The following is a 20,177-nucleotide window of genomic DNA, read 5'->3' on the forward strand; positions in this document are numbered from 1 at the left end:
TAACGCATTTCTTATCTGAACAGCTAAACAATGTTTTTTAGCTAAGGATTAGCTGTTTCCTCTTTCTTATCTGTACAGATAAACTATAATTCGAAGCTAAGAAAAATACATTTTTATGAGGAGCGCTAGTAGTGATTCAATCAGAAAACAAGCTCCTACAGGATGTGGTGTCGACCCTTGAAAGCATCCTTGAAGCTAGGATTAAAAAATGGAGCGGCCTACCGGGCGACGACGGTATTGATTGTGTGCTGGAGGTCAGGGGTATTCAGGGGGTCTGGATCATGCCCGTAGAGGTAAAAAAACAGGCTTACCCAAGGGATATCAGGCAAGCAATCTGGAGAATTGAGGAGTTCTGTCAGAAAAATGCCAATGAGCCTGATATTGTCCCGATTTTTGTCGCTGAGTTGATCAGTGAGGGCGCAAGAGAAATGCTCAAAAAGCATGATGTTGGATATTATGAGATGGGTGGCACTCTCTTTATCAAGCATAAACAGTCAATTATCGATATACAAAAACCCCGCAAAAGAGCAGCGAAACGCGGGAGTGGCGATCTGTTCACTGGTGCGAGGGAAATGGTCGTTCATGCATTACTTCAGTCAAAGGGAAAATGGTTCTCAGGTGAAGAACTCAGTGAGCGTTCTGGAACTTCAGCATACACGGTTTCTGGTGTTTTAAGAGAGCTGGAAATGAGAGAGTGGCTGGACAAAACCAGTGAGGGCGGTCGTTCACAGCGCCGCAGACTGGTTAATCCCGGCGCTTTACTTAATGCCTGGTCGGAGGCCACCAGGCAACGGGAAAATCGTGCACTCTACGGGTATCTGTTTGCACCGGATGCAGTGGATTGCGTCAGAAAAATTGAACGCAAGGTTAGTCACGCAGACAGTGACATCAACTGGGTGCTGACGGGTGCCTTGCCGGCAAATCAGGCCACGCCATTACTCACGGGTGTAAATGTGGCAGAGATTATCGTCCCCCTCGGAAGTGCGGAGCTGTTTACCCAGCTGACGGGTATTAAACGTGCGGAAAAGGGCTATAACGTTGTTGTACATGAATGCGCCCCCGCTGCCCTGCAATTTATAAATTATGAAAACAACATCCCCGTCGCCAGTGACTTCATTCAGTACCTGTCTCTGCTGGACGGTAAAGGAAGAAATGCTGAACTTGCTGAACAGTTTCGCCGGGAAATTCTGGAGATATAACCATGGTAATCCACGCCAAACCGAAAGACAGATCCGGATACTCAGCCATTAACACGGAAATATGTGAACGGGTATTAGTCACTTTATTGACCACCTTCGGCACCATGAAAGGCACGCTCCGCCTGATAGGCGGACTCGTCCCGCGTTATTTGACCCCCGCGCAGGAACCTCAGGTGCCTGAACATTATGGTACATCTGATGTGGATATCGTGCTCAACCTACAAGTGATCGCTGAAGGGGAGAATTATGCCTCTCTGCACGATCAGCTGGTTGAAAGAGGCTTCAGAAAAAACTCTGATACAAACGCATGGCGCTGGGAGTTCCCCATTCCCGATGGTTCTCCCGTATTGGTAGAGTTTTTACAGGGAAGCAATGCTGACGGAAAACCCGGCAAAGAAGTCCCGATAGACGGCGAGGCGGTTTCTGCTCTCGTGATCCCCTATGCTGAAATGTCATATGAATGGTTCGCTGAGAAAGAGATCTCTGCGATGCTCTTTGGGGATAAGGGCCAGGGGGACGCGGGGATTGTATTTGAAACTATACGGTTTGCGGATGAAGTTGTGTTCATCCTACTGAAAGCGATTTCGTTTCATAACCGCAACGAACCCAAGGATGCAGCTGATTTGATCCATGTGATGCGTTACGCCGGAGAACCTGAAGACATTGCAGAGAAATTCCTTAATCGCATAAAAAGTGGAAAACATCAGACAGCGATCGAGACGGGACTGAATGCACTGCAGAAATGCTTTGCTGAAGGTAATAACAATGTTGAAGGGTACCTGCTGACGGGCCCCGTGCGTTACGGGCAGTTCATGCATGGTACCGATGAAAATTTGGAAAATGAGAGGCTGCGGGAACAGCGTTTCGCGGCTGCACTAGTAACGGAAGTTTTGCGCCTCATAGATGATGGCCGTGATGAAACTCAGTAAGGCAGATTGCTGGATCTGTTCCGCTGTTTCCCCGTTATAGACCAGGTTGAATCATTTTGGTTAATATTGACTTCAGGAAGACGTTGTGAGCGGGTGTGAAGAGATTCAGCCCGCATTTCCCGCAGACTTTTGCCATCAGACCTCAGCCACCAGCCCCGAAATACCGCTTCTGGCGGTGCGACGGATTTTACCAGCATGTCGGGGGAGTCGATGGGGGCCATACGGTAATCATTGTGTGGGAGATGAAAAGAGGCTGATGTACAAGATAAAGCCCACCCCAAAATACGATCCTTGCCTGCAATGGAGCGCATGATGCCTTATCAGTAGCCATCCTCAATTTTCAATCTGGTCGTCCTGCTCATCATACTTGCGCTGGCATTCCTGAATCGCCTCAATATTCCCTAACGTCCAGTCGAACAGTATCGAGAACGGTCCCTGCAGGGATTTGCCAAGCGGCGTCAGCGAATACTCGACGCCAAGCACCCGCCCGTCCAACACTTTGCGATGCACCATGCCGTTGCGTTCCAGTTTGCGCAGGGTCTGGGTCAGCACGCGTTGCGTAACGCCATCCAGACGGCGCTTGATGGCGTTGAAACGCTGCGGCTCGCGCAGCACTTCCAGCACCATCATGGACCATTTATCGGCAATCTGATCGAGCACGATGCGGCTTGGGCAGTCGGCGCGGTAAACAACATCGGTCTTATCCATCGGTATCCTCCTGCATCCCTGGGATGCTTAAGGTGCGTAATTGACGCCAGGTATGCAAAGTATACCATTCGAAACACGGCGCGAATAACCCGCACTTGTACCCCAGATAAAAGGATATCGAGATGACAGATACAGATTTCAGCAAACTCAGGCTGTCTCATGCGTACGGCGTGATGACGATCGCTATCGATAACCCACCGGTAAACGTACTTGATGTGGCGCTGATGTCGGAAATCAGCCGTTTATTGCTCGCGGTGCGTGACGATCCGGATACGCGGGTGTTGGTGTTCCAGAGCGCAAACCCAGAATTCTTTATTGCTCATGTCGACATGACCTTGATCGATGAGCCGCACGCTTTCGACGAACTGGCGAGCAACGCGCCGGAGGGGCTTAATCCGTTCCAGGCGTTTGGCGAACTGCTGCGCAGCCAGCCGCAGGTCACTCTCGTTAAGCTGGCCGGGCTGGCGCGCGGCGGTGGCGCCGAGTTTGTGGCGGCGGCCGATATGGCTTTCGCTGCACGGGAAGCGGCGGGGCTGGCCCAGTGCGAGGCTTTGATGGGCATTACGCCCGGCGGCGGCGCGACGCAGTATCTGACGAGCCGAATGACGCGCGGCCGCGCTCTGGAAGTGATCCTGGGCGCCGATCTCATCGATGCCGCTACCGCAGAGCGTTATGGCTGGATTAACCGCGCCTTGCCTGCTGCCGAGCTTGATGATTTCGTCGATCGGTTAGCGCGCAATATCGCGGCATTGCCTGCGGGGGTGATTGCGGCGGCCAAGCAGGCGATGCCTGCACCGGATCTGCAGGCCGGTTTTTATCGCGAGCACGACGCCTGGGCGGGATTGTTCGCACGCCCGGCCGCGGAGCAGTTGATTCGCGGCGGGCTGAAGGCCGGTGCGCAAACCCCGGAGGGGGAGCGCAACCTTGAAGGCCTGCTGCGGCATCTTGCCTGCTAAGAGGCCACATCGCGCTAGCCCGCCCCCCACTGGGTCAGCAGCGCATGCAGCCTGGCCGGTTCCAGCGGCTTGCGCAGCACCAGATAGCCTTCCTGCTCGGCCTCTTGCAATATTTGCGAATTGAACTCGCCGCTGACCATCGCGCCGCTTACGTCCGGCAGGCGTTCGAACAATGCCTGCAGGATGTCGAAGCCGCTCTCGCCGGAGCGCAGCCGCTGGTCGCACAGCACGGCGAACGGCGTGAAGCCGCCGTCGACAATGGCGAAGGCCTCCTCGGCGGAGGCTGCGCAGCGCACGGTGATGCCCCAGGTGCTCATCAGGCTCTCCCAGGCGGAGGTCACCAAGGGATCATCGTCCACCACCAGGCAGGCGCCGCGCAGTGGCGCATAGCGGGTAGGCGTGGCGGTGTTGTCGTAGGCGGCCGCGGTTTCCGGCGCTTTGTCTTCGCCGATGTATTGCGTGAAGCGCATCCAGAAACGCGATCCTTTGCCTTCGACGGAGTGCATGCCGTACTTCACCTTCATCAGCTTGGCGCAGCGCGCCACCACCGCCAGCCCCAGCCCGTGGCCGGCGCTGTCGATTTTCCACGCCAGCTCGGGGCGGTAGTAAGGGGAGAAGATTTTGCTTTTCTCTTCGTCGGCGATGCCCACGCCGGTGTCCCACACTTCCACCAGGCACTCGGCGCCGCGCGGGCGGATGGCGATAAGCACGCCGCCCCGTTGCGTGTAGCGCAGGGCGTTCTGGATCAGGTTGATCAGCGATTGCCGCACCAGCAGCGGATCGCCCATCACGCTGATACGCCGTCTGGGGCGCCAGGTGCGCAGCGTCAGGGCGCGGCTGTTGGCCTCTTCGCGGAACAGGGTGACCACCGAGTCGAGCAGGGCGCCGATATCCACATGGGTGGCGGCGGTGCGCACGTTGCCGGATTCGATTTTGCTGAGATCGAGCAGCGAATTGAACATCAAATGCACCGAACGCACGCTCTGCTGCAGATCCAGCAGCTGCGGCGTCAGGCTGTCGTCGCGGTTTTTGTGGATGATGGCCTCGATCAGAAAGCCCATGGCGTGCACCGGCTGGCGCAGATCGTGGCTGGCGGTGGTCAGGAACTGGTTCTTGTCCAACAGCGCCTGTTCCGCCTGTTCTTTAGCCTGGCGGAACTGCTCCGCCAGGCGCGAGCTTTGCTCTTCGAGCAGCGCCTGCTGAATAAAGAACGCATGCGAGGTTAATGCGTGGCGGTAAATGGCGAAGCCGTACAACAAGTTCAGCATCAGCACGATGAACATCACGTCTTCCAGCCGCCAGATGATGCCGAGGTTCAGCAGCCCCCAGGAGGCGAAGAAAAAGCGGGTAAAGGTGCTGATGACGGGCGTCAGGTGCGTTGCGTTGGCGGCGACGATCGCGGCGATGCTGATATTGAGCAGCAGGAAAAAGTCAAAGTTATGGGTCTGCGGCGTAATTAAATAGAGTGATGAGATCCCCAACCCGTGAATAAAGGCCACCTTATTAATACGCGGCAGCCAGCGGCGCAGCACGGCGTCTTCATCATTTTCTTTGGCTTCGCGCTGGTAGCGCCGATGCCCTATTCGGATCGCCACGGCGCATAGCAGGTAAACGATGATCCAGGCAATGGTTGGGCCGAGCTTGTCGCCCAGCAAATAAATCCAGATGGCGAAAGGGATGCCGACAAAAGGCACGGCGGTGAAGCTGAACACCAGCCGCATGAAGGTGTTGTCCAGCAGGCGGATCTGCGCGCTCGGGGAGATGCCATCATTTTGTAAATGCTGGAAAAACCTCATGACGACGGATCCCGTTTGCCGTGCAACAGCGTGATGGCTTCCACCCGGCTGTTGACGCCTATCTTTTTCAATATATTGCTGATATGTTCTTTGACGGTGGGTTCGGAAATAGACAGCTGCGTCGCAATTCTTTTATTTGGCAGGCCGCGCAGCATCATAGTTAATACGTCGATTTGCCTCGGCGTTAAATTGAATTTATTTAAGTGTTCATGGTGGCTTTTAACGGTGGCTTCATTACCGTCAGGGAACCATTCCTGATTATTATTCAGCGCAAAAACCGCCCTGGCGAATAATTCCGGCGGTTCGTTTTTTAACACGAATCCATGCCCGCCGGCATTGTTAACTTTCTGCCAGATATCGTTATTCTCGTCGCCGCTGACCACCAAAATCCGCACCTGCGGATAACGTTGTTTTACTTCTTTGAGTAATTTCAACGCGGTACCGGAAGATAGCCAAAAATCGATCACCAGTAAACGCGGTGGGCCATTTTCCCTAATATGGCGGTAGCAACTCTCTTCATTGGTCACCACATGCGCCTGTTTGAATCGGCAATGCGTGCTGAGAAAATTGGCGATGCCGCTTGCTACCAATGGATGGTCATCAACGACCAACGCATAATCCTGCCCCAAAGGATTCTCCTTTCGCCTTCAAATATCAGATAGGTCTGATGAATTATTATCAACCCTCCCTACTTTAGGAGGGTTTTTTCGTTTAGGAAAGGGAAATATATTATTCGAGGATTTGGATAAGAGAAAACATAAAGCCAATCGGTAATTTTAACTGATTGGTTATAAAGGATAATTTATGAAGAAACCACTTATCGCTTTAACCGTTACGATGATGCTAGCCGGTTGTTCCACCCTGAAAACCGATCAGGCCATTCCATTGCTGCAGGCGGAAACCGCCAAAATGCTGGGGCTGGGATCGTCGGACGAAATTACCGTGACCAACGTCAATGGCGCGCAGCCGGATGCGCTGGGCGGCCAAAAACTTTCTTATCGCGCCACCACGGAAAAAGGCCGCATTTTCGATTGCTCGTCGCTGATGATGCCGGGAATTTTAGGTTCATCGCCGTCGCTGAGCGCGCCGACCTGTACGCCGGTGGTCACGCATAAATAATTCGTTTTGGGGGGCGGTATTACCGCTTCCTGGTTTTTCATCGTCGGAGCGTCAGCGCCGGGGGGCAATAAGCTTTTGCTTCGACGATCACTAAACCGGCGTGCGCGAAATAACGCCTCACACCTCCTCTAGTGTATTGAGTTCCCTATAACAATAAATTTCGCGACATCACGCTAACGAGTACGGAGATAGCCCGTGAATGACAAGACATCGCACCCTTTAGCGGTTAGAACACCGCTTTCCAAACTTTACCTCGCTCTATTTTCTGCGCCGTTGTTGATGCTGGCGTCTGCCGATATCGCTCGCGCAGACGATGCCATTTTTGACGGCGACTCAAAAATTACCGAATCATTGGCCTACACCGGGGACGTTTACGTCGGCCGTAATCAAAGCGGCAACCTGCTGATCGAGAATGGCAAGATCAGCGCCTATAACATCAATATCGGCCGGATGTTCAACGGCCAAATTCATGACAGCCTGGTCACGGTCCGCGGGCCGAACGCCGAGCTGAACGCGGTGAACGATCAGTTCGTGCTGCGCGGCGGCCTGAATCTGGGGCGGGGCACTTTGCGGGTTGAAGACGGCGCGCTGGCCAGCGCGAAAGAGATCGTGGTCGGCACCACCCGCGGCTACGACAGCCACCTTATCGCCACCGGCGCCGGTTCTCGCGTCACCAGCAATTTTCTCAGCGTCGGCACCGACTTAGGGGCGCGATCCACGCTGGCGATTGAAGACGGCGCGGTGCTGAACACCGCCTTTGACGCGCGCATCGGCAATGGCAGCGGGCCGGGCGAGACCGATACGCTGAGCCCGAAAGCCACGGTCACGGGGGCCAATTCCCAATGGAACGTCGGCCGCGCGCTCACGCTTTACGGCGATCTGGACGTGCTGAACGGCGGCGCGGTCAACGTCGGTAATATTCAGGTGGCGGGCGTCTCGGGCGCGCGTAAAACCGCCGAGCTGACGATCGCCGGCAACGGCTCACGGTTTACCAGCGGCAGCAGCGTCAACGTCGGCGATTACGGCAATGGCGTGTTGGCGGTCATGGACGGCGGGACATTCTCCGCCGGCGGCAACGAAGTGGTGCTGGGCAAGGCCGGTTCCGGTTCTAACCGCGGCGCGCTGATTATCGGCAGCCGCGGCAACATGGATACCGGCACCGGGTTGACCGAGCCGACGCTCGGCGCGGCGGGCGCTGCAGGCACTATCGATGCCCAGACGGCGATCGCCCTGCGGGGCGGATTGTTCCGCAGCTATGTGTACTTCAACCATACCGACGGCAATTACGTCTTCAGCAACAAGATGAGCGGCGAAGGTGAGGTGATCAACACCGCCGGGCATACGACGCTGAACGGCGATCTCACTGGCCTGCAGGCGAACGTCACCGCGCGCGGCGGCAAGCTCATCATCGCCAGCGACATCAACACCCAGAAAGAAGACGACATCTTTGAGATCCAAACCCTCAGCGCCGAGAACGGCGGCACGCTGATCCTCAACGCGACGGCGGGCGCCGATGTCAATAATGGGCAGGGCTACAGCAGCGCAGCGTCGATCAAGGCCGGCGGCACGCTGGGCGGCAACGGCACGCTGGGCCAGACCGAGAGCCTGTCCGGCGGCCATATCTCGCCCGGCGACGGCAATATCGGCACGCTGACGCTGAAACGCTACCTGAACTTTATCGGCGAATCCTTCTATGACGTCGATATCGCCGGCGACGGACGCAGCGATCAACTGCTGGTGGCGGGCAAAACCACCATCAGCGATCAGGCCAAAGTGCAGGTGACGGCGCTGGATCCGCAAACCAGCTATAAAACTGGCCAAAGCTACCGCATTCTGACCTCGGACGGCGGCATTGAAGGCCAGTTCGCGGCGGCGGTCTCCAAGTCTGCCTTCCTCGATGTGGCGTTGAAGCACAGCGCCAACGCCGTGGATCTGACCATCGCACAGAAAGACACGGGGGGGGAAAACCCTGGCGGCGAGAATCCGGGCGGGGAAAACCCAGGCGGTGAGAATCCGGGCGGGGAAAACCCGGGCGGTGAGAATCCGGGCGGGGAAAACCCGGGCGGTGAAAATCCGGGCGGAGAAAACCCGGGCGGTGAGAATCCTGGAGGCGAGAACCCGGGGGGCGAGAACCCAGGCAGCGGCAAGCCGGGCATTTTCCAAACGGTGGCCGAAAGCGGCAACCAGTGGAATACCGCCGGCGCGCTCTCGACGCTGACGCAGAGCGGCCCTTCGCTGGCGCTGTACAACTCGCTGCTGCTGCTGAGCGCGCCGGAAGCGCGCGAGGCGTTCAATCAGCTGTCCGGCGAAGTCTATCCGTCGATGCAGTCTAACCTGATCGCCGGCAGCACCCAGCTGTTCAACGTGCTGAACCAGCGCATGCTGCGCCTGTTCGACAACGACAGCCTGCCGGTACCGCCGTTGGCGATGTCGTTGGTGCAACCGGCGCAGGCGCAAAACAGCGGCGTCTGGGGGCAGACCTTCAGTTCCTGGGGCAGAAACAGCGGCAACGGCAACGTGGGCAAGCTGGATGGCAATACCACCGGCTTCCTGTTGGGGGCTGATCGCAAACTGGCGGACCATAACGTGCGCATCGGCGGTTACTTCGGTTACAGCCGCGGCGACTACGACGTTGACAGCCGCCGCTCCAAGGCCGATACCGACAACTACCACCTCGGTCTGTATGCGGCCGGGCAGCAGGATGCGTTCTCACTGCGCGGCGCGCTGGGTTACACCTGGCACAAGATTGAAGGCAAGCGCAACGTCGATTTCAGCGGCTTCTCGGATCGGCTGAAGTCAGATTACGACGCGAACTCGCTGCTGGCGTTCACCGAAGCGGGTTACCGTTTCGGCCAGCCGGAGATGAACGTCGAACCGTTCATCAACCTGAGCTATATCCGCCTGCATACCGACAGCTTCCAGGAGTCGGGCGGCGCGGCGGCGTTGAGCGTGCGCAATGAAACGATGAATACCTTCTACTCCACGCTCGGGGTGCGCGGCGTGACCGAACTGCCGAAGAACGTCAGCCTCTACGGCTCGCTCGGATGGCAACATGCTTACGGCGATAAGAACACCTCATCGCGCATGGCGTTTGCCGGCAGCGACGCGTTCGTCACGCAGGGCCAGGCCGTGGATGACAACGTGATGGTGGGCGATATCGGCGTGAGCGTGAAACTGTCGCGCGCCGCGACGCTGGATGTCGGCTATCAGGGGCAATTCGGCGCCGATACCCGCGTTAATTCGGTCAACGCCAACCTGCGCTGGTCGTTCTGATTTTCCCTCTAGACTTCTCTGGTACCGACTGGCCCGCTTGATGCGGGCCTTTTTTATGGTGAGAACTCAGTGGCGGCCTGCGACTGACTTTTATGATAAAAAAGCCCGCGCAACGGCGGGCTGAGCGGGGGAAGGCGTTTAACGCCCTTTTTTCTTGCGCCCCGGCTGGGTAAAGCGCTTGCGGCCGGCCGGCGCAGCGGTTTTATCGGCGCTTTTCGGCCCGCCGGCGCTCGGCTTTTTCGCCGGGGCAGATTTGGCCGGGGCTTTCTTCGTCGGCTTGGCCTCTGACGAAGAGCCTTCAATCAGCTTGAACAGCTCAATCAGCTCGTCATCGGTCAGATCGCGCCATTCGCCTAGCGGCAAGCCTTTCAGGCTGACGTTCATGATGCGCGTGCGTTCCAGCTTGGTGACCTCATAGCCGAAGTGTTCGCACATGCGGCGGATCTGACGGTTCAGCCCCTGCACCAGCGTGATGCGGAACACGAACGGCGCTTCTTTCTTCACCTTGCACTTTTTGGTCACAGTGCCCAGCATCGGCACGCCGGCGCCCATGCCGCGAATAAACTCGTCGGTCACCGGCTTGTTGACCGTCACCAGATACTCTTTCTCGTGATTGTTGCCGGCGCGCAGGATCTTGTTGACCAGGTCACCGTGGTTGGTCAGAAAGATCAGCCCCTGCGAATCTTTGTCCAGGCGGCCGATCGGGAAGATGCGCTTGCTGTGGTTGACGAAGTCGGCGATGTTGTCGCGCTCGCCGTCTTCGGTAGTGGTGACGATGCCGACCGGTTTGTTCAGCGCGATCAGCACCAGATCTTCTTCATTGCGCGGTTCGATCAGCTGACCGTTAACCTTCACGACATCGCCGGCAAATACCTGGGCGCCAACGGTGGCGCGTTTACCGTTGATGAAAACGTTGCCCTGTTCGATGTATCGATCGGCGTCGCGGCGTGAGCAGATGCCGCTCTCGCTAATGTATTTGTTCAAACGAATGGATGAGTTGGTCAGCATGGGATCTCCGTAAAACGCGGACTATACATTACCCGCTGGGGGTTGCGGAAGCTGTTCGAGAATAGATGCAATAGCGGAAGGTGATGCATGCGCCATCAATGCTGATTGGGCCTTACTCATTGCTGATTCTATCATCATGAGTTAACAATATTCACAAAATCAATAAGATAGATAAAATTTTATTTGCTGGATATTATCGGTGCTCAGCCAAAGGATGGGGGAAATAAAATGCTTCGCTGCTTTTTAGTTCATAATGGAAACAAAATAAACACTCTGTTGTGTCAAGGGGTTGGGATGTTCTCTGTGTTTTCTGGTAATAAACAGTATACAAATCAACCAGGATGCACAGATGTTCCCAATCACGGGGCTATACCAGCCGGTACTTACTGGATTGTGGATCGGCCATCCGGTGGTTTAAAGTCGCAGACTATTACTTTCATAAAAGATATTGTGACCAATGTAGATCACAATAGTTGGTTTGCTTTATACAGAGATGATGGAACAGTTAACGATAGAACATGGATTAACGGCATTATGCGTGGACAATTCAGGTTGCATCCAATCGGTCCACTTGGATTATCCGAAGGATGTGTAACCTTTTATTCCCAAAACGAATTCAATCGTCTGCGAGCTGCATTGCTGAAATCGAAAACAGCCAGAGTTCCGGGAACGACATTACAGGCATATGGGACTATCGAGGTGAAAGGCTATGAAAAAATTTGCCCTGTTGCTCGCTAACGTATTGGCTGTTGTTGGGCTGGCTGTGCTGACAATAAAGCTTTTTCCTGTACCCAGGCTAAACCAGAATCAAACCGCTTGGCTGATTGACGCCAGTGGTTTTTTCCATTTTAACGATACGGAATGGTTTGGTGCGCTCGTTTTTGGCGCGGTTTATCTGCTGGCCGGGTGTCTGGAATGGCTCTTTATCCGCCAGGTTTTTCAGCGGGTGAGCTGCGGGCTCCGCCACTAACTCTCATCACCGTTCCCCCACCTTCATCACTCGGGTATTCAGCGGGGTGAGCGTCTGCCCGGCGCTGCCGATCGGTGTCAGGCGCGGCACGGGGCGGCCGTTGTCACTTTCCACCAGCGTTGAGTGCGCCTCTCCCTCGGCGAACAGATGATCTTCCCCCCACTGGCGCAGGCCAACGATCACCGGAAACAGCGCGCGGCCTTTCTCGGTCAGCACATACTCCTGATAGGCGCTGCCGTCCGCGGCGGGCACGATATCCAGCACGCCGTGCGTCACCAGGGCGCGCAGCCGGGTGGCAAGAATGTTCTTCGCCATCCCCAGCCCTTTTTGAAATTCGCTAAAGCGGGTGACGCCGTCGAAGGCGTCGCGCACGATCAGCAGCGACCACCAGTCGCCAATCACATCCAGCGTGCGCGCTACCGGGCACGGCGCGTCTTCCAGGCTTTTACGTTTCACGGCGTTTATCTCCAGCGACATATTCTGGTTGCATTATAAAACCTTCGCATCTAAAGTTCATTGGGTTTAATTATGAAACTAGGTTGAGGTGTGCGATGAGCGACAAACTGCTGGATCCCCCCTGTGCGGCGCTGGGGCGTCTGCCGGCCGCCCTGGTGCTGCTGTTGGCCGGTGCCAGCGCCTTTAGCGTGGCCAACGTTTACTATGCGCAGCCGCTGCTGGACGCCATTGCCCGTGATTTTTCCATCAGCCTGGCGGCGGTCGGCATGGTGATCACTGTGACTCAGTTGGGCTGCGCGCTGGCGTTGCTGTTGGTGGTGCCGCTGGGGGATCGGTTGAACCGGCATCGATTGCTGGCGGGGCAACAGCTGGGGCTGATCGGTGCGCTGCTGCTGGTGGGCTGGGCGCACAGCGCGCCCTGGCTGCTGGCGGGGATGTTGCTGGTGGGGCTACTGGGCACCGCCATGACGCAGGGGCTGATCGCATTTGCCGCCGCCCTGGCGGCGCCGCAGGAGCGCGGGCGGGTGGTCGGCGCGGCGCAGGGCGGGGTGGTGCTGGGGCTGTTGCTGGCGCGCACTCTCTCCGGCGCGCTGGCGGACGTCGGCGGCTGGCGCACGGTGTACTTCTTCTCAGCCGGAGTGACGCTGGTATTGCTGCCGATCCTGTCGCGCCTGCTGCCTGCGCCGCGCACCGCGCCCAGCACGCTGAGTTATCCCGCGCTGCTGCGTTCAATGCTGAGCCTGTTGCTGCGTGACCGCACGCTGCAAATTCGCGGCATGCTGGCGCTGCTGATGTTCGGCGCTTTCAGCCTCTTTTGGAGTTCGCTGGTGTTGCCGCTGAGCCGGCCGCCGTTCAACTTCACCCATGCCGCGGTGGGAGCGTTCGGCCTGGTCGGCGCGGTGGGCGCGCTGGCGGCGGTGCGCGCCGGGCATCTGGCGGATCGCGGGCTGGGGCAGGTGGCCAGCGGCGCGTGTCTGCTGCTGTTGACGCTGGCCTGGCTGCCGCTCGGTTTGCTTGGCAGCGGCCTGGTTTGGCTGGTGGCGGGCATTGTGCTGCTGGATCTGGCGGGCCAGGCGATCCACGTGCTGAACCAGAGCATGATCTTCAGCGCTCACCCGCAGTCGCATAGCCGGCTGGTGGGCTGCTACATGCTGTTTTACGCCGTCGGCAGCGGGCTGGGCGCCTTTGCCGGCACCCATATGTACGCCTGGGCGGGCTGGAGCGGCGTCTGCTGGCTGGGGGCGGGCGTCAGCCTGAGCGCACTGCTGTTTTGGCGGCTGACGCTGCGCGGCATGCCGGATGCGGCGGGTAAGAGCTAGCGTGCTGGTGAATGCATCAGGTAATAATCTTCTTCGCCGTCGTTGCCGGTGGAGATGATGCGCCAGCCGTGTTTGCGGTAGAACGTCAGCGCCTTTTCATTCTTCACCAGGCATTTCAGCGAGCCGGTGGCGGTGAAGGTGGCTTGCGCCGCTTGCAGCAGCGCACTGCCGACGCCGCGCGGCGGCTGATGGGGATCGACATACAGGTTATGAATGAAGTTGTCTTCGCGGTAGACGGAGACGAATCCCAGCAGCACGCCGCCGTCTTCCGCCACCCAAATCGCTTCGCCCAGCGTCGCGCGGTCGAAATCTTCCAACAGATAGTTCGAGGTATCGCGCCAACCGAACGCCGCCTTGCGTGACGCCAGGTACAGCGTGCGCAGGAAGGGGCGATCGGCCTCTTGGTAAGGTCTTATTTGCATGGCATCTCCCGGTGGTTTGTGCTCACTATAGCGCATTGCGCCGGGCGTGCATGGCCACAAACGGAAAATGCTAGGCGTCGCCCCAGGCGGGCAGGCGATTGACTCCGTCGCTCAGCTCCTGAACCAGGTGGCGTACGGTGTCGGCGTGCAGGGCGGCCAACGGTGGATGAAAGTCGGGCGCCCGCAACGCTTGCGGCGCACGGGAAAGCTGCGCCGCATACTCGGCGAGAATGCGCCCGCCCTGACGTTGCACCTCGATCAGCGCCTGGCGTTCCTGCGCGGACAGCGCCGCGCCGCCGCCTGCCAGATAGGTGTTGAGCTTTTCGCTGGTCAGCAACAGGCTGCGCGTCTGGTTAAAGATCAGTTGGATATGCCGGGTGAAGCTTTCATGGTTATCGTCCGCCAGCTGCCAGGTGGGCTCCAGCGTCACCCGGGCCACTACCGCTTCGCAGCCCTCGATCTTTTGCCAGATGCCGATGGCGTTTGTGTTCTCGCCGCCGAGGAAGCGCGACAGTTCCCGCAGCACGTTGGCAACCTGCTGCCGCAGTGACTCCCCTTCGTATTCCGGCCACAGCGTGGCGTGAATGAAGGTGGCGAACCCTACCCCCAGCACGATGCCGATCAGGCGATCGCGGATCTCGGTCAGCTCGGTGACCGGGCCGAAGCTTTCCAGCAGCGCCAGGGAAAAGGTGAACAGGATCTGTACCCCGGCATAGCTTATTTTCTCGGAGCCGGCGGCGATCCAGGCGGAGAGGGCGATCACCGGCAGCGTCAGCAGCAGCAAGCCGACGAGGCTGTCGAGGTGAGGCATGATCCACACCACCGAGATCAGCGCCAGCAGGCTGCCGATCGCCGCGCCGCCGAGACGCAGCCGCGCCCGCCGCTGTGTGGCGCCGAGGCTGGGCTGCGCCACGATCAGGCAGCTCAGCATGATGGTATGAATGCCGGACCAATCGACGGCGGTATAAAACACGTAGGCGACCAGCACGGTCAGCAGCGTTTTCAACGAAAACTGGATGTAAACCGGGTTGGTCAGGGCGTCGGGGGTAAAGAAAGGCACTTTCGGCGGCGGCGCGGCCTGCAGGGCGTCGGCGTAGTCGCTGCGGTTGGCGTAGACCTGCAGGAGGCCGGCCATTTCATTGAGCGGCGCCGGCACCTGCGGATCGTCGCTGCCGGCGATCGCGACGGAAAATCGCAGCGCGCTGTCGTGGCTGATCGCGGTTTGCAGCGCGCGGCAGGCGGCGTCTATCTCTTGCGCCAATTGACGCGCGGCCGCGCCGAAAGCCGGCGGCAGCTGGTAGGCCAGAATATTGAGCTGCAACACCAAGGTGATCAGCGCCAGATAACCGGGCTCGTTGGCGCGGCAGCGATCGCTGCGCATCACCGAAAAGCGCAGCAGCTTGTGCAGCTCGGTGGCGTGCTGCGAGATGGCGCTCAGATCGCGCGTCTCGCCGCCGTTGGCCAACATAGCGCGGGTTTCGTCCAACACCGCGTTCATCCGGCCCTTTAGCTGTTTCAGCGGTTCAGCCGGCAGCAGCAGGGTATTGACGATCAGGGTGAGCAGGATGGCGTAGTTGATCGCCACCCATACCCACAGCACCAGCCGTATCACCACTTCCGCCTGCGGAGTGAGATCGACAAAGCTTTGCGTGTAGATCACCACCAGCGCCATCAGGAAGAACAGCACCCCAACCTTGGTCACCCGCATCAGGAACACGCTGAGGAAAAACAGCGCGCTGGAGAGCAGGATGCGCAGCATCGGGTAGTCGTAGGTGAATTTCAGCACCAGGATAGCGGCGCCGATCGCCAGCGTGGAGCTGACGAAAAACAGGATGCCGATCGCGCGGGTGATCACGATATTGGACTGTGTGATAAAGAAGACAGCGATCAGTGACAGCGCCAGCCACGGCACCTGCAGCGTCTGCGAGATCACGATGGCGATCGCGCTGGAGAGCAGGGCGCGGATCACCAGGTTGATGCGGCTGTCCGAAGGGCGCAGCTCGTCGATCAACTGGGACAGCCAGCCGTGAGACATCGTTTTATTCTTCATGGCGCAGGTTCAGCTTGGCCACCGCCGAAGCGCCCACGCGGAACAGCGCCGGGTTGGGGGCCTCTACCGCGATCTTGACCGGGAAGCGCTGCGAAACGTGCACCCAGTTGATGTTGCGCGACACGTTGGGCAGCCCGCCCAGCACTGTGCCGCCGTCGTCAGGCTGCACGCCGTAGCTGATCGATTCCACCTTGCCGCTGAAGGTCTGGCCGGCGTCGCTCATTAAATACAGCGTGGCCGGCACGCCGGGATGCACGCCTTTCAGGTCGGTTTCGCGGAAGTTGGCGACCACGTACCAGTGGCGGGTGTCGATCAGCGTGAACACCGGTTTGGCGCTGGAGGCATATTGGCCGACGGTGGTTTTCAGGGAGGCGATGCGGCCGTCGAACGGCGCTCTCACCTCGGTGAACTCCAGGTTCAGTTTGGCGATGGCGATGTCGGCCTGCACTTCGGCACGCTGCGCGACCAGGGCTTCGACGCCGCTGACGGCGGCTTCCGCCTGTTTCGCCTGCAGCAATGCGGCCTGCAGTTCCGCCTGCGCCGAGCGCTGGGAGGTGCGGGCGGTTTCCACTTCTTCCGCCGAAACGTAGTTCTTGCCGAGCAGCTTCTGCCGGCGGTTGAGGGTGTCGGTCGCCTGTGCCACCAGCGCCTGCGAGCGTTTGACGATGGCGTTCATCGATTCGGCGTTGTACTGCTGCGCGTTGACCGAACGCTGCGTCAGCTTGATCTGTTCATTCAGCATGATCAGGCGCGCTTCGCTGGCCGCCAGCGCGTCCTGGTAAGGGCGCGGATCGATGCGGAACAGCAGATCGCCTTGCCGCACTTCCTGGTTGTCGCGGATCGGCATCTCGATGATGCGGCCGTTCACCTCCGGCACTACGTCGATGGTGTCGGCATAGGCGTAGGCATCGTCGGTAGTGGGGGCGTTTTCCACCCGCCAGACGACGGCGGCGGCCACGATGAGCGTCAACGCCAGGATGGTAAGCACCAGCAGTCTGCGCTTGTTGGAGGTTTGTGGTTGGGTCATGGCGTCAGTCTCAGTGGGGGAAAACCAGTAACCAGGTCAGCATGGCGATCAGCGCGGTCAGCGCCGGATACGTCAGCAGCTGCGGCGCCAGCCAGGCGCGTTTTTCCGGGGTGCGCAGCAGCAGGTGGATCGCCACCATGCCCGCCACGCCGCCGCACAGGCAAAACAGCCAGTCGGGGAACGAAGCGCCGAACACCACCATGGACGGTGCCGGCGAGCACCCGGTGAGCAACAGCGCGGTCAGGCAGGTGATAAGCAGTTTTTTGTCGGGCATAGGGCGTTCTCTGGCGATTGGCTTGGTCGACGGGCCGAATGAAATGACTCTTTTTCAGTGAGTGAGGTCACTGTTTGTCACCCTCATGCTTGCGCAAGGGTAAACTAGAATAAATACTCTACTCTAAACTAGAGGAGTTAATCTAGTTTTTTGTGTCACCCTGCCTTCGCGGCGGCAAATGGGTATAATGCGTTGATGACAGCGGGCAGAAACGAATATGCAAATCGACGAACACATCACCGGGCGAGAGCCGCAGCAGGAAAGAGGGCGGCAACGCGTACAAACCATTCTGGATTCAGCGGCGGCGATCGTGGCGCAGGATGGCCTGGCGGCGCTCAGCATGCAGCGGCTGGCCAAACACGCCAAAACCTCCATCGGCTCGATGTATCACTTTTTCCCCGATCGCCACGCGGTGATCAAGGCGCTGGCGGATCGGCACACTGAATCGATCGAGGCGCTGGTGCGCGACATGGCGTTGGCCAGCGACGACGAGTGGCGGCGCCTCTCCGCTGAAGCGGTGATCCAGCGGCTGTTTTCACCCTATGCGCAGTACCTGCGCGAGCACGCCGACTACCTGCCGGTGATGCGGGAAATGAACCTGCCGGACGAAAAGTCCAGCTTCCTGGCGCTGATCGCCCGAGTGCTGCAGCTGCGCCGCCCCGAGACCGCCGAAGCGGAGATCCTGCAGCAAACCCGGCTGTTGCAAAGCCTGGTGGCCGGCACCTTGCATCACATCTTCAAAACGGCGCCGCAGAGCGTGGCGTTTACGTTGGCGGAGCTGCCCGGCGTGCTGAGCCTGTATCTGGCGGGAAAAGAGGGCAACATCGCTTAGGCGCGAGCGAATTTATTCGCTTGTTTGTCCGCGCCGCCGCTGGCATGATCCCACTCAGGGATTAACGCAACGTTGATCACAACCTATTGATTTTCATGACTCGGGGTGCCCTTCTGCGTGAAGGCTGAGAAATACCCGTATTACCTGATCTGGATAATGCCAGCGTAGGGAAGTCACGGCCGCCCAACCGGCGCCGCCTTCTTGAACGCCGGTTGGGAGGAATATGATCGCTCGACCTGATGCACTACCCGGCGCTCGCGCCGCGGCCTGCCTGACTCAATTCCAACAGCGGCCTCCGCTGATCCACTGCCTGACCAACGAAGTGGTGCAATCGCTGACCGCCAACGTGCTGCTGGCGCTCGGCGCCTCCCCGGCGATGGTGGTGGAGCCGCAAGAGGCGGCGCAGTTCAGCGCGCTGGCCGACGGCCTGCTGATCAACGTCGGCACCCTCAACGCGCTGCGCGCCGAATCGATGCGCGCGGCGGTGGCCGCCGCCAATCGGGCCGGCAAGCCTTGGACGCTGGATCCGGTGGCGGTCGGCGCGCTCTCCTACCGCACCGCCTTCGCCAAACAGCTGCTGGACGAGAAACCGGCGGCGATACGCGGCAACGCCTCGGAAATCATGGCGCTCAGCGGGTTGCTGGCCAGCGGCCGCGGCGTGGACAGCGGCGACGATTCCTTGGCGGCATTGCCCGCCGCGCGTGAGCTGGCGCAGCGCAGCGGCGCGGTAGTCGCGGTCACCGGCGCGGTGGATTACGTCACCGACGGCCAACGCGATTGGGCGATCGAAGGCGGCTCCCCGCTGATGACGCGGGTGGTGGGCACCGGCTGCGCGCTGTCGGCGGTGGCGGCGGCGTTTTGCGCCCTGCCGGGCGATCGCCTGGACAATGTGGCGACCGCCTGCCGGGTGATGTCCCACTGCGGCGGCCTGGCGGCCAGGCAGGCTGGCGGGCCGGGCAGCTTTACGCCGGCGTTCCTCGATGCTCTGTATCAACTGCGCGGGGAGGATCTGTGATGAAACGCATCAACGCGCTGACCATCGCCGGCACCGATCCCAGCGGCGGCGCAGGTATTCAGGCCGATTTGAAGGCCTTCTCGGCGCTCGGCGCCTACGGCACCTCGGTGATCACTGCGCTGGTGGCGCAGAATACCCGCGGCGTGCAGTCGGTGTATTACATCGATCCGGCGTTCGTCGCCGCGCAGCTGGACTCGGTGTTCAGCGACGTGCGCATCGACAGCGTCAAGATCGGCATGCTGGCCAACGCCGACATCGTGCAGGCGGTGGCTGAACGCCTGCGCCATTATCGGCCGGAGTTCGTGGTGCTGGATACCGTGATGCTGGCGAAAAGCGGCGATCCGTTGCTGGCGCCGGAGGCGGTGGCGTCTATCCGGCGCGAGCTGTTGCCGCTGGTGTCGATCATTACGCCGAACCTGCCGGAAGCGGCGGCGCTGCTGGCGTGCGCGCCGGCGGAAGATGAAGCGCAGATGCGCGAGCAGGGGCGGGCGCTGCTGGCAATGGGCTGCCGGGCGGTGCTGATGAAGGGCGGCCACCTGAGCGAAAGCGAGAGCCCGGACTGGCTGTTTACCGCCGAAGGCGAGCAGCGCTTTACCGCGCCGCGCGTCGCTACCCGCCACACCCACGGTACCGGCTGCACGCTCTCGGCCGCGCTGGCGGCGCTGCGTCCGCGCCATGCCGACTGGGCGGCCACGGTGGCCGCCGCCAAGGGCTACCTGCAACAAGCGCTGCAACAGGCGGATACGCTGGAAGTGGGGCACGGCATCGGGCCGGTGCATCATTTTCACGCCTGGTGGTGAGTCAACTTTTTGCCGCAACCGTGG

20 protein-coding genes and 1 riboswitch are annotated in these 20,177 nt (G+C 59.3%); of the genes, 11 read left to right on the forward strand and 9 right to left on the reverse strand.

The window, feature by feature from the left end; genetic code table 11:
• The first annotated feature begins 131 nt into the window (after positions 1–131).
• Together ACTJJ6_RS16210 and ACTJJ6_RS16215 are read left to right on the forward strand one after the other, a co-directional pair.
• On the forward strand, positions 132–1,199 hold the full coding sequence (locus ACTJJ6_RS16210) for a hypothetical protein (protein WP_049299974.1): 1,068 nt from the start codon (positions 132–134) through the stop codon (positions 1,197–1,199).
• A 2-nt stretch (positions 1,200–1,201) separates the two neighbouring features.
• The gene (locus tag ACTJJ6_RS16215; RefSeq protein ID WP_049299973.1) at positions 1,202–2,128 is read left to right on the forward strand and encodes a hypothetical protein; all 927 of its coding nucleotides are present in this window, start codon (positions 1,202–1,204) and stop codon (positions 2,126–2,128) included.
• A 333-nt stretch (positions 2,129–2,461) separates the two neighbouring features.
• Here ACTJJ6_RS16215 and ACTJJ6_RS16220 read toward each other — a convergent pair whose 3' ends face one another.
• Positions 2,462–2,836: a winged helix-turn-helix transcriptional regulator gene (locus ACTJJ6_RS16220; protein ID WP_033632353.1), complete on the reverse strand. Its 375-nt coding sequence runs from the start codon at positions 2,834–2,836 to the stop codon at positions 2,462–2,464.
• A 122-nt stretch (positions 2,837–2,958) separates the two neighbouring features.
• On the opposite strand from ACTJJ6_RS16220, the gene ACTJJ6_RS16225 reads away from it, so the two are divergent.
• Positions 2,959–3,792, forward strand: coding sequence for an enoyl-CoA hydratase/isomerase family protein (locus tag ACTJJ6_RS16225; RefSeq protein WP_049299972.1), 834 nt, complete (start codon positions 2,959–2,961; stop codon positions 3,790–3,792).
• Positions 3,793–3,806: 14 nt separating this feature from the next.
• Here the strand turns inward: ACTJJ6_RS16225 and ACTJJ6_RS16230 are convergent, their stop codons facing one another.
• Both ACTJJ6_RS16230 and ACTJJ6_RS16235 read right to left on the reverse strand, forming a co-directional pair.
• A complete protein-coding gene (locus ACTJJ6_RS16230; RefSeq protein WP_440803466.1) occupies positions 3,807–5,588 on the reverse strand; it encodes an ATP-binding protein in 1,782 nt (593 codons plus the stop codon).
• Complete coding sequence (locus ACTJJ6_RS16235) at positions 5,585–6,217, reverse strand: response regulator transcription factor (RefSeq protein ID WP_016929736.1); 633 nt, start codon at positions 6,215–6,217, stop codon at positions 5,585–5,587. Before ACTJJ6_RS16235 ends, ACTJJ6_RS16230 begins: the two co-directional genes overlap by 4 nt.
• Before the next feature lie 175 nt (positions 6,218–6,392).
• Between ACTJJ6_RS16235 and ACTJJ6_RS16240 the strand changes: the two genes are divergently transcribed.
• Both ACTJJ6_RS16240 and ACTJJ6_RS16245 read left to right on the forward strand, forming a co-directional pair.
• Positions 6,393–6,707, forward strand: coding sequence for a lipoprotein (locus ACTJJ6_RS16240; protein ID WP_004941478.1), 315 nt, complete (start codon positions 6,393–6,395; stop codon positions 6,705–6,707).
• A 195-nt stretch (positions 6,708–6,902) separates the two neighbouring features.
• Positions 6,903–9,980 carry an autotransporter outer membrane beta-barrel domain-containing protein gene (locus ACTJJ6_RS16245; protein ID WP_440803470.1) on the forward strand — a complete coding sequence of 1,026 codons (3,078 nt, stop codon included), beginning with the start codon at positions 6,903–6,905 and terminating at the stop codon, positions 9,978–9,980.
• A gap of 138 nt (positions 9,981–10,118) precedes the next feature.
• Here ACTJJ6_RS16245 and rluF read toward each other — a convergent pair whose 3' ends face one another.
• The gene (gene rluF / locus ACTJJ6_RS16250; RefSeq protein WP_016929734.1) at positions 10,119–10,988 is read right to left on the reverse strand and encodes a 23S rRNA pseudouridine(2604) synthase RluF; all 870 of its coding nucleotides are present in this window, start codon (positions 10,986–10,988) and stop codon (positions 10,119–10,121) included.
• A 183-nt stretch (positions 10,989–11,171) separates the two neighbouring features.
• On the opposite strand from rluF, the gene ACTJJ6_RS16255 reads away from it, so the two are divergent.
• Positions 11,172–11,726, forward strand: coding sequence for a DUF2778 domain-containing protein (locus ACTJJ6_RS16255; protein WP_229705521.1), 555 nt, complete (start codon positions 11,172–11,174; stop codon positions 11,724–11,726).
• Positions 11,698–11,958, forward strand: coding sequence for a DUF1158 family protein (locus ACTJJ6_RS16260; protein ID WP_048325223.1), 261 nt, complete (start codon positions 11,698–11,700; stop codon positions 11,956–11,958). Before ACTJJ6_RS16255 ends, ACTJJ6_RS16260 begins: the two co-directional genes overlap by 29 nt.
• Positions 11,959–11,964: 6 nt before the next feature.
• Here ACTJJ6_RS16260 and ACTJJ6_RS16265 read toward each other — a convergent pair whose 3' ends face one another.
• Entirely contained in the window at positions 11,965–12,414 is a 450-nt protein-coding gene (locus ACTJJ6_RS16265; RefSeq protein ID WP_440803475.1) for a winged helix-turn-helix transcriptional regulator, read from the reverse strand.
• Between the two features lie 95 nt (positions 12,415–12,509).
• Between ACTJJ6_RS16265 and ACTJJ6_RS16270 the strand changes: the two genes are divergently transcribed.
• Positions 12,510–13,733, forward strand: a complete 1,224-nt coding sequence (locus ACTJJ6_RS16270) for an MFS transporter (RefSeq protein ID WP_143779324.1) — start codon at positions 12,510–12,512, stop codon at positions 13,731–13,733.
• Here the strand turns inward: ACTJJ6_RS16270 and ACTJJ6_RS16275 are convergent.
• From ACTJJ6_RS16275 to ACTJJ6_RS16290, 4 genes are all read right to left on the reverse strand, one after another.
• Positions 13,730–14,155 (reverse strand): GNAT family N-acetyltransferase, encoded by a 426-nt coding sequence (locus tag ACTJJ6_RS16275; protein WP_143779322.1) that lies wholly within the window; start codon positions 14,153–14,155, stop codon positions 13,730–13,732. The genes ACTJJ6_RS16270 and ACTJJ6_RS16275 overlap by 4 nt on opposite strands.
• Before the next feature lie 70 nt (positions 14,156–14,225).
• On the reverse strand, positions 14,226–16,190 hold the full coding sequence (locus tag ACTJJ6_RS16280) for an FUSC family protein (protein ID WP_440803480.1): 1,965 nt from the start codon (positions 16,188–16,190) through the stop codon (positions 14,226–14,228).
• A gap of 4 nt (positions 16,191–16,194) precedes the next feature.
• Positions 16,195–17,232, reverse strand: coding sequence for a multidrug transporter subunit MdtN (gene mdtN, locus ACTJJ6_RS16285; RefSeq protein ID WP_049299965.1), 1,038 nt, complete (start codon positions 17,230–17,232; stop codon positions 16,195–16,197).
• A gap of 10 nt (positions 17,233–17,242) precedes the next feature.
• Positions 17,243–17,506, reverse strand: a complete 264-nt coding sequence (locus tag ACTJJ6_RS16290; protein WP_004941494.1) for a YtcA family lipoprotein — start codon at positions 17,504–17,506, stop codon at positions 17,243–17,245.
• Positions 17,507–17,723: 217 nt separating this feature from the next.
• On the opposite strand from ACTJJ6_RS16290, the gene ACTJJ6_RS16295 reads away from it, so the two are divergent.
• The 3 genes from ACTJJ6_RS16295 to thiD all read left to right on the forward strand — a co-directional run bounded on the left by ACTJJ6_RS16295 (position 17,724) and on the right by thiD (position 20,153).
• Positions 17,724–18,338 carry a TetR/AcrR family transcriptional regulator gene (locus ACTJJ6_RS16295; protein WP_033639635.1) on the forward strand — a complete coding sequence of 205 codons (615 nt, stop codon included), beginning with the start codon at positions 17,724–17,726 and terminating at the stop codon, positions 18,336–18,338.
• 91 nt (positions 18,339–18,429) lie between these two features.
• Positions 18,430–18,526, forward strand: a riboswitch (TPP riboswitch).
• Between the two features lie 35 nt (positions 18,527–18,561).
• Entirely contained in the window at positions 18,562–19,353 is a 792-nt protein-coding gene (gene thiM / locus ACTJJ6_RS16300) for a hydroxyethylthiazole kinase (protein WP_342177780.1), read from the forward strand.
• Entirely contained in the window at positions 19,353–20,153 is an 801-nt protein-coding gene (gene thiD, locus ACTJJ6_RS16305) for a bifunctional hydroxymethylpyrimidine kinase/phosphomethylpyrimidine kinase (RefSeq protein ID WP_033639638.1), read from the forward strand. Before thiM ends, thiD begins: the two co-directional genes overlap by 1 nt.
• Positions 20,154–20,177: the final 24 nt, after the last annotated feature.

Origin of the sequence: Serratia sp. 22278 (assembly GCF_052045405.1) — a bacterium.
GTDB lineage: Bacteria > Pseudomonadota > Gammaproteobacteria > Enterobacterales > Enterobacteriaceae > Serratia > Serratia marcescens.